This is a genomic window from Pseudomonas sp. NPDC087814 (assembly GCF_044742865.1).
Lineage (GTDB): Bacteria > Pseudomonadota > Gammaproteobacteria > Pseudomonadales > Pseudomonadaceae > Aquipseudomonas.
On the sequence record NZ_JBIUVK010000002.1, the window covers coordinates 227,196 to 241,944 of the forward strand.

Consider the following 14,749-nt stretch of genomic DNA (forward strand, 5'->3'; position numbering starts at 1 on the left):
CTTCACAGACGGCTGGTGGACGGTTGAAACCGGACGCTATCCTCCGGCTTCGACCCCGTCTACTTCGGTACTGATTCAGGTCTTTTCCGCTGCGTGGCTCTACGTCAGCGAGCCAGGAAGGGGCTGGGTGCTACAGGCTTTCCAAGGTTTGTAACAACACCCGCACCTTGGTCATCGACTCCTGATACTCCGCCTGCCACTCCGAGTCCGCGACAATCCCGCCGCCGCCCCAGCAGCACACCTGACCATCCTTGACCAACAGGCTGCGAATGGCGATGGAGCTGTCCATCTCGCCGCGCACGTCCAGATACACCAGCGAACCGCAATACAACCCGCGCCGGGTCGGCTCCAGCTCGTCGATGATCTGCATCGCGCGAATCTTCGGTGCGCCGGTGATGGAGCCGCCGGGGAAGCTGCCGGCGATCAGGTCGAGGGCGTCTTTATCGTCGGCCAATTCGCCGGTCACGCTGCTGACCAGATGATGCACATTTGGATAGCTTTCCAGGCTGAACAACTCCGGGACCCTCACCGAGCCGGTGCGGCAGGTGCGGCCCAGGTCGTTGCGCAGCAGGTCGACGATCATCAGGTTTTCGGCACGATCCTTGGGGCTGGCCAGCAATTCAGCGGCGTTGGCTGCATCTTCCTCGGGCGTCGCCCCCCTTGGCCGGGTGCCCTTGATCGGGCGGGTTTCCACCTGGCGCTGGCTGATTTTGACGAAGCGTTCCGGCGACAAGCTCAACACTGCGCCGTCGTCCGGCAGGCTCTGGAACCCGGAAAACGGCGTCGGGCACGCTTCGCGCAAGGCGCAGTAGGCCACCCACGGATCGCCACTGCACGGGGCACGGAAGCGTTGGGCAAAGTTGACCTGGTAGCAGTCACCCGCCTGGATGTAATCCTGGATGCGGGCGATTGCGTGTTTGTAGGTGTCGGCTGTCACGTCCGGGGCCATTGGGCCTTGCAGCTTGAAGGTGGCCGATGCGCTGATGGTCGGCTGACCGAACAAGGTAATCAGGCGTTGCCGTTCGCTTTCCGCCAGTTTGGGGTGGAACACCAGTTGGCTGGTCTGCGCCTGGTGATCGCTGATCAAGGCCCAGGCGTACAGGCCAAAGCGTGCATCCGGCAGGTGCAGGTCGTCCACCGCCAGGTGCGGCAGTTGTTCCAGATGGCGACCGAAGTCGTAGCTCAGGTAGCCGATGAGGCCGCCGGCAAACGGCAGTTCGTAGGGCGCGGGGATCGTGGCTTCACCCAGCAACGTCAGGTTTTCCCGCAGGCGTTGCAGGAAATCGCTGCCGTTTTCGCCGGGCAGTACCGCCAGGGTCGTATCGGGCCAGGCGCTCAGCAGGTCATAACGGCCGCGCTCGGCCGCCGGTCGGCCACTGTCCAGCAGCACCGCGCCGGGCGCATGGCGGATTGCTGCAAAGTATTCGGCAGGGTTGGCCCGGTAGGGCAGCGGGTGTACGGAGCAGGTCACTGGGTTTATCCCTCGACCGCCGGAATATGCCCAAACATTTCCTGCACAAACTTAACCCGTTCCTCCGGTGTTTCCGTTACGCCCGCCGCCTTCAGCTCTTCCAGTCGAGCCTCCACGGCATGGGTGCGCAAGGTCAGGCCGCAGTCGTTGGCAATCTGGATGTTCAGCCCCGGGCGAGCGTTAAGTTCCAGGATCAACGGACCCTTTTCCTGGTCCAGCACCATGTCCACGCCGATATAGCCCAGGCCGCACAGCTCGTAGCAGCCGGCGGCGAGCTTCATGAAACCGTCCCAGTTGGGCAGTTGCACGCCGTCCACCGCATTGGTGGTGTCGGGGTGCTTGGTGATGATGTTGTTCAGCCAGGTGCCGCGCAGGGTCAGGCCGGTGGCGAGGTCGACACCCACGCCAATCGCGCCCTGGTGCAGGTTGGCCTTGCCGCCGGACTGGCGGGTGGGCAAGCGCAGCATGGCCATCACCGGGTAGCCCATCAGCACAATGATGCGGATGTCCGGTACGCCTTCGTAGCTGATGCTCTTGAAGATCTGGTCGGGCACCACCCGGTATTCGATCAGCGCGCGGTCACGGTGGCCGCCGAGGGAATACAGGCCGGTGAGGATGCTGGAAATCTGATGCTCGATTTCTTCATGGCTGATGATCTTGCCGGAGACCGTTCGATAGCGCCCTTCAAAACGGTCGGCGATCACCAGGATACCGTCACCACCGGCGCCCTGGGCCGGCTTGATCACGAAGTCGCTGCGCCCGCCGATGATCTCGTCGAGCTTGTCGATTTCCTTCTCGGTGGAAATGACCCCGTACATTTCCGGCACGTGGATGCCGGCGGCCATAGCCCGTTCCTTGGTGATGATCTTGTCATCGACGATCGGATACAGGCTGCGCTTGTTGTACTTGAGCACGTAGTCGGCATTTCGCCGGTTGATGCCCATGATCCCCCGCGCTTCCAAGGCCTTCCAGGTCTTCCAGAAGCCGAACATTACGAGTCAGCCTTGAGGAAGGCCTTGAAACGCACCAGTTCGGTCAAGCGGTAGCCGCGATAACGACCCATGGCCAGCATGAAGCCCACCAGGATCAACAGGATCGCCGGGAAGGTGAATACGAAGTAGATCAGTTCCGGCACGCTCATGATGATGTGCGCCAGGGAAGCGGCGAACAGCGTGCCGATCGCGACTTTCATCGCATGGCCGCCACCGCGTTCTTCCCAGGTGATCGACAGGCGTTCGATGGTCATGGTCAGGATCACCATCGGGAACAGTGCCACCGACAACCCGCGCTCCAGGCCGAGCTTGTGGCTGAACAGACTGATGGCGGCGATCAGCACCACCACGAAGGTCAGCACCACCGAGAGCCTCGGCAGCATCTGCAACTTCAAGTGTTCCAGGTAAGACCGAAGCGACAGCCCCAGCGCCGTAATAATGGTGAACAGCACAATCCCGAAGCCCAGCTGTGTCTCTCGGAACGCCAGGGCAATCAGCACCGGGGTAAACGTGCCAAGGGTCTGCAGGCCGATCAGGTTGCGCAGGATCAGGATCACCAGCACGCCAATCGGGATCATCACCATGATCATGAAGGTCTGCTGGGTTTGCAGCGGCAGGCCGTACAGCGAGTACTCGAGGAAGTTGGCGTCGGTGTTTTCGTCCGTCAGCTTGGCCAGGCGAATCGCGTTCATTTCGCTGTTGTTGAGGCTGAAGGTCACCATGGCCTTCTTGCCGCCGTCGACGGTGATCAGGTTTTCATCACCGGTCCACCACAGCAGGCGGTCGGCCGGCAGGCCTTGCTCGCCGGTGTCGGGGTTGAAGTACAGCCAGTCGTTGCCATTGAAACTGCGCAGCCAGAGTTCCGGGGTTTGCGGCTGGTCGGCCACCAGGCGGATGGTGTGGACCTTTTCCACCGGCACATGGGCGATGGACAGCAGCAACTCGACGATCTTGGCCTTGTGCGGCGTCGACGGGTCGCCCGCCAGCAGCAGCTTCACGTTGTCGTCGTTGAGGTTGTTGGTGCGCTTGATGGCTTCGCTGATAAAGGTCTCGACGTCGGCCGAGTGCTGGCGGATCGGCGCCAGCAGGGCTTCGGCGGCGATTTTTTCCGGGCCTTCGACGGCGATGCTGTCGCGGAAGGTCGGGCCCTTGACCTTGATCTTTTCACCGCTGTAACGCTTGGTCAGCACCAGGCGGTAGTAGAGGGTCTGGTTGCCCTTGGCCCGGCGTGCCGACCAGGTGACCTTGCGGTTGCCGTCGAGGCGATTGACGCTGACGCCGTAGTTATTCGAGATAAAGCTTTCATTCAGGCTGACGAAGTCGCGGCTCAGGGGCGGCACGAACATCTGGATTTTCACCGGGTCCTTGGCGCTGGCGACGAACTCGACCTTGGCGTCGATGTTCCACAGGTCGTCGGTGGCGTCCTCGGTGACGGGAATCCCCAGCACGAAAATCTGATAGGCGGTGACCGAAATGCCCAAGACCACCAAAACGGCGATCAGGATTTTCAGGTGCAGATTAAGAGAGCGCATTCAAATTACTCAGCGGTATGAGCGTCGGAGGCGCAGGCAGGTTTGCCCGCCGCGTATTTAAGACTGGGGTCGACCAGCGCATCAAAGCGTTTCAGCGCTTCGGAGCCGATCAGCAGCGGGTATTGGAAGGCGCTGCGGTCAGTCAAGTTCACTTCGATACTGCGTAAAGCGGTGCCCATGCAGATGTCCAGGGCGATGACTGGACGGGCGGTGTAGTTCTTGTCTTCATCGGGGTCGTAGTCACCGGCGCGGCGCTTGATCTTGCTCACGCGGGCCAGGGGACGCTCGATGGGGTGGGAGTGTGCGGTGTCGATGGCCAGGTAGAAGCGCACCCAGGACTCGCCGTTGCGCTTGAAGCGCTTGATGTCGCGGGCGCTCAAGGACGCGGTCTTGGCGCCGGTGTCGAGCTTGGCGGCCACTTCCAGGTCAATGCCGGCCAACTTGGCGTATTCATTGAGTCCATAAACGGTCTTCTCGGCAGCAACGCCAAGGCCCGGGATAAACAGTAGAAGCAAAAGGGGGAAGGGCTTGAGTCTCATAAATCCTGACGCGGTGCAGTGCGATGTTCAATTCAAGGCGACTGGCATTGCTGCGCAAGCTCCCTCGTGCGCCTTTTCATCCAGGGATGTGAGGCAAAAGTGGCCGGCATTCTAACATGAAGGTTTTCTGGCGCCAGCGCTGGCAGCCGGCCATGCCCCGATAGAGTGCAAGGCGGGTTATTAGACGATTGTCGACAATGTGTATTTATTCTTTGACTATCCGGGGCTGATTGGCTAGTTTTTGCGGCATTGCTTTTAAAGGTGTCGACAATATGCTGGATCAACTGGAAACCCCAGTGATGGCCCAAGACGATTCCCAGACCATGTCCGAGAACGTCTTCCGGCGTATCCAGGCCGCCATCGTCAAGGGCGAAATCGCCCCCGGCAGCAAGATCTCCGAGCCGGAACTGGCGCGCACCTATGGCATCAGCCGTGGCCCGCTGCGCGAGGCGATTCATCGCCTGGAAGGCCAGCGCCTGCTGGTGCGCATCCCCCATGTGGGCGCGCGAGTGGTCTCGTTGAGCCATGAAGAACTGATCGAACTCTACGAAATCCGCGAATCCCTGGAAGGCATGGCCTGCCGCCTGGCCGCCGAGCGCATGACCGACGCCGAGATCGAAGAGCTGCGCCAGGTGTTGCACACCCACGAGCGCGATGCGGCCTTCCAGGCCGGTGTCGGCTACTACCAGCAGGAAGGCGACTTCGATTTTCATTACCGGATAATTCAAGGCGCCGGTAATCGCACCCTGACCCAAATGTTGTGCGGCGAGCTGTATCAGTTGGTGCGCATGTACCGCATCCAGTTCTCCGCCACCCCCAATCGTCCACGCCAGGCCTTTGCCGAGCATCACCGCATTCTTGACGCGATTGCCGATCGCGACGGTGAACTGGCCGAGTTGTTGATGCGCCGGCATATCGGCGCCTCCAAACGCAACATTGCCCGTCACTTCCCGGACGGCGCTCCCCAATCACGAGGTGAGTCATGAGTTCCAATAACAACACCACTCCAGGCCAGCGTTTCCGTGACGCGGTTGCCAGCGAGCACCCGTTGCAGGTAGTCGGCGCGATCAACGCCAACCATGCGCTGCTGGCCAAGCGCGCCGGCTTCAAGGCGATCTACCTGTCGGGTGGCGGGGTGGCTGCCGGCTCCCTCGGTGTGCCGGACCTGGGCATCACCGGCCTGGATGACGTGCTGACGGACGTGCGCCGCATCACCGACGTGTGCGACCTGCCGCTGCTGGTGGACGTGGACACCGGTTTCGGCTCCTCCGCGTTCAACGTGGCGCGCACCGTCAAGTCGATGATCAAGTTCGGCGCGGCGGCGATCCATATCGAAGACCAGGTGGGCGCCAAGCGTTGCGGCCATCGCCCGAACAAAGAAATCGTGTCCCAGCAGGAAATGGTCGACCGCATCAAGGCTGCGGTGGATGCGCGTACCGATGACAGCTTCGTGATCATGGCCCGCACCGACGCACTGGCCGTGGAAGGTTTGGAATCCGCCCTGGAACGTGCCGCCGCCTGCATCGAGGCCGGTGCCGACATGGTGTTCCCGGAAGCCATCACTGAGCTTGAGATGTACAAGCTGTTCGCCTCTCGCGTGAAAGCGCCGATCCTGGCCAACATCACCGAATTCGGTGCGACACCTCTCTATACCGTCGATCAACTGAAATCTGCGGATGTTTCCATCGTCCTGTACCCGCTCTCGGCCTTCCGCGCCATGAACAAGGCGGCCGAGAACGTCTACACCGCGATCCGTCGCGACGGCACCCAGCAGAACGTGATCGACACCATGCAAACCCGCATGGAGCTTTATGATCGCATCGACTACCACACCTTCGAGCAGAAGCTCGACGCGCTGTTCGCCGCCAAGAAGTAACGCGAGCGCCTCACTAATAACTACAAGATTGGAGATAACCATGGCCGAAGCAAAAGTACTCAGTGGAGCTGGCCTGCGTGGCCAGGTTGCCGGGCAAACCGCACTGTCCACCGTGGGCCAGGCCGGTGCCGGCTTGACCTATCGCGGCTACGACGTGCGCGAACTCGCCGCCGATGCCCAGTTTGAAGAAGTCGCCTACCTGCTGCTCTACGGCGAACTGCCGACCAAAGCCGAACTGGCCGCCTACACCGCCAAGCTCGGCAAACTGCGCGACCTGCCCCAGGCGCTGAAAGAAGTGCTGGAACGCATCCCCGCCGACGCGCACCCGATGGACGTGATGCGCACCGGTTGCTCGTTCCTGGGCAACATCGAGCCGGAGAAAGACTTCAGCGTGCAGCGCGACGTGACCGACCGCCTGCTGGCCGCGTTCCCGGCGATCATGTGCTACTGGTACCGCTTCAGCCACGACGGCCAGCGCATCAACTGCGTGACCGACGAGCCGAGCATCGGCGGGCACTTCCTGCACCTGCTGCACGACAAGAAGCCCAGCGACTTGCACGTCAAGGTGATGAACGTGTCGCTGATTCTCTACGCCGAGCACGAATTCAACGCCTCGACCTTCACCGCCCGCGTGTGTGCGTCGACCCTGTCGGACCTGTATTCCTGCGTCACCGCCGCGATCGGCTCCCTGCGCGGCCCGCTGCACGGCGGCGCCAATGAAGCGGCGATGGAGATGATCGAGCGTTTCTCTTCCGCCCAGGAAGCGGTGGAAGGCACCCTCGGCATGCTGGCGCGCAAGGACAAGATCATGGGCTTTGGCCACGCGATCTATAAAGACAGCGACCCGCGTAACGAGGTGATCAAGGGTTGGTCGAAAAAACTCGCGGACGAAGTGGGCGACACCGTGTTGTTCCCGGTTTCCGAAGCCATCGACAAGACCATGTGGGAGCAGAAGAAACTGTTCCCCAACGCCGACTTCTACCATGCCTCGGCGTACCACTTCATGGGCATCCCGACCAAGCTGTTCACCCCGATTTTCGTCTGCTCGCGGCTTACAGGATGGGCCGCGCATGTATTTGAACAGCGAGCCAACAACCGCATCATCCGTCCGAGCGCCGAGTACATCGGCGTTGAGCAGCGCAAGTTCGTGCCAATCGAACGTCGCTGAGTGGAGAAACCGCTGATCTTGGGGTGAAACCGGATCAAAAATGTGGGAGCGGGCTTGCTCGCGAAGGCGGTGTGACAGTCGCCATGTGTGTTGCATGACACACCGCTTTCGCGAGCAAGCCCGCTCCCACATTTTGATCGCATTCCACCTTGGATCAGCACCGGTTCTTCCTTTTGCAACTACCGTGACCGAGTCCTGACGATGAACACTGAACACCGCAAAGCGCTCCCCGGCAGCCGCCTCGATTTCTTTGACGCCCGCGCGGCAGTCGATGCAATCACCCCCGGCGCCTACGCCACACTGCCGTACACCTCCCGCGTACTCGCGGAAAACCTGGTGCGTCGCTGCGACCCCGCAACCCTCAATGCCTCCTTGAGCCAACTGATCGAACGCAAGCGCGACCTCGATTTCCCATGGTTCCCGGCCCGCGTGGTGTGCCACGACATCCTCGGCCAGACCGCCCTGGTGGACCTCGCCGGCCTGCGCGACGCCATCGCCCTGCAAGGCGGTGACCCGGCCCAGGTCAACCCGGTGGTGCCGACCCAACTGATCGTCGACCACTCCCTGGCCGTCGAAGCCGGTGGTTTTGACCCGCAGGCGTTCGAGAAAAACCGCGCCATCGAAGACCGTCGCAACGAAGACCGTTTCCACTTTATCGAATGGACCAAAAAGGCCTTCAAGAACGTCGACGTGATCCCGCCGGGCAACGGCATCATGCACCAGATCAACCTGGAGAAAATGTCTCCGGTGATCCAGGTACGTGACGGCGTGGCCTTCCCGGATACCTGCGTCGGCACCGACAGCCACACGCCTCACGTTGATGCCTTGGGCGTGATCGCCATCGGCGTTGGCGGCCTTGAAGCAGAGAGCGTGATGCTCGGCCGCGCCTCGTGGATGCGCCTGCCGGAAAGTGTTGGCGTGGAGCTGACGGGCAAGCTGCAACCGGGCATCACCGCCACCGACATGGTGCTGGCGCTGACCGAGTTCCTGCGCAAGCAGAAGGTCGTCGGTGCGTGGCTGGAGTTCTTCGGTGAAGGCGCCTCGGCGCTGACCCTGGGCGACCGCGCCACCATCTCCAACATGGCCCCGGAATATGGCGCCACGGCGGCGATGTTCTACATCGACCAACAGACCATCGCCTACCTGAAACTCACCGGTCGTGAAGACGAGCAAGTCACCCTGGTGGAGCAATACGCTCGCCACACCGGCCTGTGGGCGGACGACCTCAAGGGCGCGCAATACGAGCGTGGCCTGAGCTTCGATTTGTCCAGTGTAGTGCGCAACATGGCCGGCCCGAGCAACCCCCACGCCCGCGTCGCCACCAGCGACCTGGCGGCCAAGGGCATCTCTGGCCAGTGGGATGACGTGCCGGGGCAAATGCCCGACGGCGCGGTGATCATCGCCGCCATCACCAGTTGCACCAACACCAGCAACCCGCGCAACGTGATTGCCGCCGGCCTGCTGGCACGCAATGCCAACAAGCTCGGCCTGGCCCGCAAGCCGTGGGTCAAGTCGTCCCTGGCACCGGGTTCGAAAACCGTCGCGATGTACCTCGACGAAGCCGGGCTGACCACCGAACTGGAGCAACTCGGTTTTGGTGTCGTGGCGTTCGCCTGCACCACCTGCAACGGCATGTCCGGCGCACTCGACCCGGTGATCCAGCAAGAGATCATCGACCGCGACCTGTACGCCACCGCCGTGCTTTCGGGTAACCGCAACTTCGACGGCCGTATCCACCCGTACGCCAAGCAAGCGTTCCTCGCGTCGCCGCCGCTGGTGGTGGCCTATGCGATTGCCGGCACCATCCGTTTCGACATCGAAAAAGACGTGCTGGGCCTGGACGCCAACGGCAAGGAAATCCGCCTCAAGGACATCTGGCCAAGCGACGAAGAAATCGACGCGGTGGTCAAGGCGTCGGTCAAGCCGGAGCAGTTTCGCCAGGTGTACATCCCGATGTTCGCGATCCACGAAGACACCGGCCCGAAGGTCACGCCGCTGTACGACTGGCGCCCGCAGAGCACCTACATCCGTCGCCCGCCGTACTGGGAAGGTGCCCTGGCCGGTGCACGTCCGCTCAAGGGCATGCGCCCGCTGGCGGTGCTGCCGGACAACATCACTACCGATCACCTGTCGCCGTCCAACGCGATCATGCTCGACAGCGCCGCGGGCGAATACCTGGCGAAAATGGGCCTGCCGGAAGTCGACTTCAACTCTTACGCGACCCATCGTGGCGACCACTTGACCGCGCAGCGCGCCACCTTCGCCAACCCGAAACTGTTCAATGAAATGGTGGTTGAAGACGGCAAGGTCAAACAGGGTTCGCTGGCGCGCCTGGAGCCGGAAGGCAAGGTCACGCGCATGTGGGAAGCCATCGAAACCTACATGGAGCGCAAGCAGCCGCTGATCATCATTGCCGGCGCCGACTACGGCCAGGGTTCGTCCCGTGACTGGGCGGCCAAGGGCGTACGCCTGGCCGGTGTTGAAGCGATTGCCGCCGAAGGTTTCGAGCGCATCCACCGCACCAACCTTGTGGGCATGGGCGTGCTGCCGCTGGAGTTCCTGCCGGGCACCGACCGCAAGACCCTGAAGATCGACGGCACTGAAACCTACGACGTGATCGGCGAACGCACCCCGCGTGCGCAACTGACGTTGCTGATCAACCGCAAGAACGGCGAGCGTGTCGAGGTGCCGGTGACCTGCCGGCTGGACACGGCTGAAGAAGTGTCGATCTACGAGGCGGGCGGCGTGTTGCAACGTTTTGCCCAGGACTTCCTGGAATCGGCTGTAACTGCCTGATAACTGCGGCCGGGGTCAACGCCCCGGCCCATGAGGACCACCATGGCACACGTACCGCAGATCAAGATTCCCGCCACCTACATGCGTGGCGGCACCAGTAAAGGCGTGTTTTTCAGCCTCAAGGATTTGCCCGAGTCGGCCCAGGTGCCGGGCGCGGCGCGGGATGCGTTGTTGTTGCGGGTGATCGGCAGCCCCGACCCGTATGACAAGCAAATCGACGGCATGGGCGGCGCGACTTCCAGCACCAGCAAAACCGTGATCCTGGCCAAAAGTACCCGCGCCGATCACGACGTGGATTACCTGTTCGGCCAGGTGTCCATCGACAAACCGTTCGTGGACTGGAGCGGCAACTGCGGCAACCTGTCGGCGGCGGTGGGTTCGTTCGCCATCAGCGCCGGCCTGGTAGATGCCGCGCGCATTCCGCACAACGGCGTGGCCGTGGTGCGGGTGTGGCAGGCGAATATCGCCAAGACCATCATCGCTCACGTACCGATCACCGACGGTGCGGTGCAGGAAACCGGCGACTTCGAACTCGACGGCGTGACCTTCCCGGCCGCCGAGGTGCAGTTGGAATTCATGGACCCGGCGGCGGAAGAAGAGGGCGGCGGTGGCTCAATGTTCCCTACCGGCAACCTGGTGGATGACCTGGACGTGCCGGGTGTCGGCACATTCAAGGCGACGCTGATCAACGCCGGGATTCCCACCATCTTCATCAACGCCCAGGACCTGGGTTACACCGGCACCGAGCTGCAGGGCGCGATCAATGGCGACCCCAAGGCCCTGGCGATGTTTGAAACCATCCGCGCCCATGGTGCGCTGCGCATGGGCTTGATCAAACACCTGGACGAGGCGGCCCAGCGTCAGCACACGCCGAAGGTGGCGTTTGTGGCGCGGCCTGCGGACTACGTGGCGTCCAGCGGCAAGGCGATCAAGGCGGGTGATGTCGACCTGCTGGTGCGGGCGCTGTCCATGGGCAAGTTGCACCACGCGATGATGGGCACGGCGGCGGTGGCGATTGGCACGGCGGCGGCGATTTCCGGCACGCTGGTGAATTTGGCAGCGGGCGGCGTGGAGCGCAATGCGGTGCGGTTCGGGCATCCCTCCGGGACGTTGCGCGTAGGCGCCGAGGCCAGCCAGGTCGACGGTGAATGGGTCGTGAAAAAAGCCATCATGAGCCGCAGTGCGCGAGTGTTGATGGAAGGGTTCGTACGCGTCCCCGGCGACTCTTTCTAACCGATCGTTCCCACGCTCTGCGTGGGAATGCATCCCGTGACGCTCTGCGTCACCCTTTTACGGGACGCAGAGCGTCCAAGGCGGCATTCCCACGCAGAGCGTGGGAACGAACACCCTGACCCTGAGGATGGACCACACCTAACCCACTTTGGAGTACTGCCATGAGCGCCAACGTCGACCAGAACAACCGCCCCGACTACGACCAGGTCCTGCAGGACATCGCCGACTACGTACTGAGTTTCAGGATCGAATCCCGCGATGCCCTCGACACCGCCCGCAACTGCCTGATGGACACCCTCGGTTGCGGCCTGCTGGCCCTGCGTTTCCCGGAGTGCACCAAGCACCTGGGGCCGATCGTCGAAGGCACGATGGTGCCGTTCGGCGCACGGGTGCCGGGCACCTCGTTCCGCCTGGACCCGGTCAAGGCCGCATGGGACATCGGCTGCATCGTGCGCTGGCTCGACTACAACGACACCTGGCTTGCCGCCGAATGGGGTCACCCTTCCGATAACCTCGGTGGCATCCTTGCGGTCGCCGACCATCTCTCGCAAAAACGCCTGGCCAACGGCGACGCACCGCTGACCGTGCGGGCAGTGCTTGAGGCGATGATCATGGCCCACGAAATCCAGGGTGTGATTGCCCTGGAAAACTCCTTCAACCGTGTCGGCCTTGACCACGTGCTGCTGGTGAAAGTCGCCTCCACCGCCGTCACCGCCAAGCTGATGGGCGCCAACCGTGAGCAACTGCTGTCGGCCCTGTCCCAGGCGTTTGTCGATGGCCAGGCATTGCGTACTTATCGTCATGCGCCGAATGCCGGTTCGCGCAAGTCGTGGGCGGCGGGGGATGCGTCGAGTCGCGGGGTGCGCCTGGCGGATATCGCCATGCGCGGCGAGATGGGCATTCCCGGTGTGTTGAGCGCGCCGCAGTGGGGCTTCTATGACGTGCTGTTCAGCCACACCAACAAGGACCTGGCGCTCAAGCCCGAAGACAAGCGCGCCTTCAGCCTGTCGCAGCCCTACGGCACGTATGTGATGGAGAACGTACTGTTCAAGATCAGCTTCCCCGCCGAGTTCCACGCACAAACCGCCTGCGAGGCAGCAGTCACCCTGCACCCACAGGTGAAGCACCGCCTGCATGAGATCGACAGGATTGTCATCACCACCCACGAATCGGCGATCCGGATCATCTCCAAGGTCGGGCAGTTGGCCAACGCGGCGGACCGCGACCATTGCCTGCAGTACATGACCGCCGTACCGCTGGCGTTTGGCAATCTGGTGGCCGAGCAATACGAAGATGAATTCCACGCGGCCCATCCGATCATCGATGAGCTGCGCGAAAAGATGGTCATCGTCGAGGAGCCGCGCTACAGCCGCGAATACCTGGAGGCCGACAAGCGCTCCATCGTCAATGCGGTGCAGGTGTTCTTCAAGGATGGTTCCAGCACCGAACAAGTGGCCGTGGAATACCCGATTGGCCACCGTCGCCGTCGGGTGGATGGCATTCCGTTGCTGGAAGACAAGTTCAAGGCCAATCTGGCGACCCGGTTTACCGCGCAGCGCAGTGCCGAGATTTTTGCGCTGTGCAAGGATCAGGCACGGCTTGAGGCCACTGCGGTAAACCGGTTTGTGGACCTGTTCGTCATCTAAAAATGATCGTTCCCGCGCTCTGCGTGGGAATGCATCCTGTGACGCTCCGCGTCACCATTGCGCAGGACTCAAGCCTTGCGCCAGCAGTGGAACGCGGAGCGTCCCTGGCGGCATTCCCACGCAGAGCGTGGGAACGATCAATGGAAAGTGGTCGAGATCACGCCGTTACATGCTGCCTTCCACATCATCCAGGCTGAATGTCTCGGTATGGTCGTCATAGGAGAAAATCTCCGCATACCGTCCCCACGCCACCACGCTTTCCAGGGTCTTTTCCACAAAGGCTTCCGTCATCGAGTCTTCCAGTTCCTGCTCGAAGCGCACCCGTGGCGCCCGGTGGCCGCTGCGCTCAAGCAACACCTGGTGAATGCGCGCGGCCAATGGCACGTGGCGGATCAAGTGTTCGGCGAACAGGGTTTTACGCTCCTGGGTGCCGTAGTCGGCGAACAGTTTGCCGGCATCGGTCAGGGTGATATCGGCACCCTTGAGTTCGGCGAAGCCCAAATGCTCAAGCATCTCCGCCACCGGGAACAGATCGTCGACTTCCAGCAAACGCCGTTCAGCCACGGTAGGCAGGCCGGCGTGGCCATTGTAGGGCTCGGCGGCCAGGGTTTCGATCAGGCCAGCCATCAGGTTGGTGGAGACTTCCGGCAACAGGCTGCCCATTTTCAGCTCAGGCAAACCTCTGCTCGCGTCGGCGCTGCGGCGGTCGGTCATCAGGGCGTAGATGTCGTCGACCATTTGCCGGAAGGTCGGGTCCAGGCGGTTGCGCGGGTGGGCAAACGGCACCTTGATCTCGGCCACCACCCGGCCAGGGTTGGACGACAGCACCAGGATACGGTCGCACATCAGCACGGCTTCTTCGATGTTGTGGGTCACGATCAGGATCGACTTGATCGGCAGTTGCTTGCCGCTCCACAGATCCAGCAGGTCGGTGCGCAGGGTTTCGGCGGTGAGTACGTCCAGCGCCGAGAACGGTTCGTCCATCAGCAGCAGGGTCGGGTTCACCACCAGCCCGCGGGCGAAACCCACGCGTTGGCGCATGCCGCCGGACAGTTCGCGCGGGTAGGCGTTTTCAAAACCGTCCAGGCCGATCAGGTCGATGGCCGCCAGGGCGCGCCTGCGGGATTCCTTGCGCTCGACCTGCAAGGCTTGCAGGCCGGCCTCGACGTTTTCCAGCACGGTCAGCCACGGGAACAGTGCGAAGGTCTGGAACACCATGGCCACGCCTTCGGCCGGGCCGTTGAGCGGCGCGCCGTTGTAGCGCACTTCGCCCGACGACGGCTGGATCAGCCCGGCGATGATGCGCAGCAAGGTCGACTTGCCCGAGCCGGACCGGCCGAGCATGCCGACAATCTCGCCTTCGTGCAGGCTCAAGTTCACGCCGCTGAGGACTTGCAGCTCGTCTTTACCTTTGCCGAACACCCGGTTCACGTTTTTCAACGAGTAGATTTCCGGAGTGTCGGCGGCATGCTCGGTATAGGTAGTCATCACAGCGA

The 14,749-nt window shown here is 62.3% G+C and carries 11 protein-coding genes; 6 read left to right on the plus strand and 5 right to left on the minus strand.

Going from position 1 to position 14,749, the window contains the following annotated elements:
* Positions 1–130 precede the first annotated feature (130 nt).
* The 4 genes from pabB to ACIOMR_RS03140 are packed head-to-tail and all read right to left on the minus strand — an operon-like array spanning position 131 to position 4,534.
* Complete coding sequence (pabB, locus tag ACIOMR_RS03125; protein WP_401192122.1) at positions 131–1,471, minus strand: aminodeoxychorismate synthase component I; 1,341 nt, start codon at positions 1,469–1,471, stop codon at positions 131–133.
* A 5-nt stretch (positions 1,472–1,476) separates the two neighbouring features.
* The gene (locus ACIOMR_RS03130; protein WP_003214969.1) at positions 1,477–2,463 is read right to left on the minus strand and encodes an alpha-L-glutamate ligase-like protein; all 987 of its coding nucleotides are present in this window, start codon (positions 2,461–2,463) and stop codon (positions 1,477–1,479) included.
* The gene (locus ACIOMR_RS03135; protein WP_008432680.1) at positions 2,463–3,995 is read right to left on the minus strand and encodes an inactive transglutaminase family protein; all 1,533 of its coding nucleotides are present in this window, start codon (positions 3,993–3,995) and stop codon (positions 2,463–2,465) included. The genes ACIOMR_RS03130 and ACIOMR_RS03135 overlap by 1 nt, the downstream gene beginning before the upstream one ends.
* A gap of 5 nt (positions 3,996–4,000) precedes the next feature.
* Positions 4,001–4,534, minus strand: a complete 534-nt coding sequence (locus ACIOMR_RS03140) for an ATP-dependent zinc protease (protein WP_023659091.1) — start codon at positions 4,532–4,534, stop codon at positions 4,001–4,003.
* 272 nt (positions 4,535–4,806) lie between these two features.
* Between ACIOMR_RS03140 and ACIOMR_RS03145 the strand changes: the two genes are divergently transcribed.
* The 6 genes from ACIOMR_RS03145 to prpD all read left to right on the plus strand — a co-directional run bounded on the left by ACIOMR_RS03145 (position 4,807) and on the right by prpD (position 13,253).
* Positions 4,807–5,520, plus strand: a complete 714-nt coding sequence (locus ACIOMR_RS03145; protein ID WP_008432676.1) for a GntR family transcriptional regulator — start codon at positions 4,807–4,809, stop codon at positions 5,518–5,520.
* Entirely contained in the window at positions 5,517–6,410 is an 894-nt protein-coding gene (prpB, locus tag ACIOMR_RS03150; RefSeq protein ID WP_003214976.1) for a methylisocitrate lyase, read from the plus strand. The genes ACIOMR_RS03145 and prpB overlap by 4 nt, the downstream gene beginning before the upstream one ends.
* Positions 6,411–6,450: 40 nt before the next feature.
* Positions 6,451–7,578, plus strand: a complete 1,128-nt coding sequence (gene prpC, locus ACIOMR_RS03155) for a 2-methylcitrate synthase (protein WP_134325934.1) — start codon at positions 6,451–6,453, stop codon at positions 7,576–7,578.
* Between the two features lie 201 nt (positions 7,579–7,779).
* Positions 7,780–10,374: a Fe/S-dependent 2-methylisocitrate dehydratase AcnD gene (gene acnD, locus ACIOMR_RS03160; protein ID WP_087695200.1), complete on the plus strand. Its 2,595-nt coding sequence runs from the start codon at positions 7,780–7,782 to the stop codon at positions 10,372–10,374.
* A 42-nt stretch (positions 10,375–10,416) separates the two neighbouring features.
* Positions 10,417–11,607 carry a 2-methylaconitate cis-trans isomerase PrpF gene (gene prpF, locus ACIOMR_RS03165; protein WP_307517045.1) on the plus strand — a complete coding sequence of 397 codons (1,191 nt, stop codon included), beginning with the start codon at positions 10,417–10,419 and terminating at the stop codon, positions 11,605–11,607.
* A gap of 161 nt (positions 11,608–11,768) precedes the next feature.
* Complete coding sequence (gene prpD, locus ACIOMR_RS03170; protein WP_401192130.1) at positions 11,769–13,253, plus strand: 2-methylcitrate dehydratase; 1,485 nt, start codon at positions 11,769–11,771, stop codon at positions 13,251–13,253.
* A 165-nt stretch (positions 13,254–13,418) separates the two neighbouring features.
* On the opposite strand, the gene ACIOMR_RS03175 is transcribed toward prpD, so the two are convergent.
* Positions 13,419–14,741 (minus strand): AAA-associated domain-containing protein, encoded by a 1,323-nt coding sequence (locus ACIOMR_RS03175; protein ID WP_177023062.1) that lies wholly within the window; start codon positions 14,739–14,741, stop codon positions 13,419–13,421.
* Positions 14,742–14,749 lie beyond the last annotated feature (8 nt).

What these genes read in the sequence shown, in the direction of transcription:
- prpD (WP_401192130.1), top strand. Translation starts at nt 11,769, where the DNA reads ATGAGCGCCAACGTCGACCAGAACAACCGCCCCGACTACGACCAGGTC.
- ACIOMR_RS03175 (WP_177023062.1), bottom strand. Translation starts at nt 14,741, where the DNA reads ATGACTACCTATACCGAGCATGCCGCCGACACTCCGGAAATCTACTCG.
- acnD (WP_087695200.1), top strand. Translation starts at nt 7,780, where the DNA reads ATGAACACTGAACACCGCAAAGCGCTCCCCGGCAGCCGCCTCGATTTC.
- prpB (WP_003214976.1), top strand. Translation starts at nt 5,517, where the DNA reads ATGAGTTCCAATAACAACACCACTCCAGGCCAGCGTTTCCGTGACGCG.
- ACIOMR_RS03135 (WP_008432680.1), bottom strand. Translation starts at nt 3,995, where the DNA reads ATGCGCTCTCTTAATCTGCACCTGAAAATCCTGATCGCCGTTTTGGTG.
- ACIOMR_RS03140 (WP_023659091.1), bottom strand. Translation starts at nt 4,534, where the DNA reads ATGAGACTCAAGCCCTTCCCCCTTTTGCTTCTACTGTTTATCCCGGGC.
- ACIOMR_RS03145 (WP_008432676.1), top strand. Translation starts at nt 4,807, where the DNA reads ATGCTGGATCAACTGGAAACCCCAGTGATGGCCCAAGACGATTCCCAG.
- prpC (WP_134325934.1), top strand. Translation starts at nt 6,451, where the DNA reads ATGGCCGAAGCAAAAGTACTCAGTGGAGCTGGCCTGCGTGGCCAGGTT.
- prpF (WP_307517045.1), top strand. Translation starts at nt 10,417, where the DNA reads ATGGCACACGTACCGCAGATCAAGATTCCCGCCACCTACATGCGTGGC.
- ACIOMR_RS03130 (WP_003214969.1), bottom strand. Translation starts at nt 2,463, where the DNA reads ATGTTCGGCTTCTGGAAGACCTGGAAGGCCTTGGAAGCGCGGGGGATC.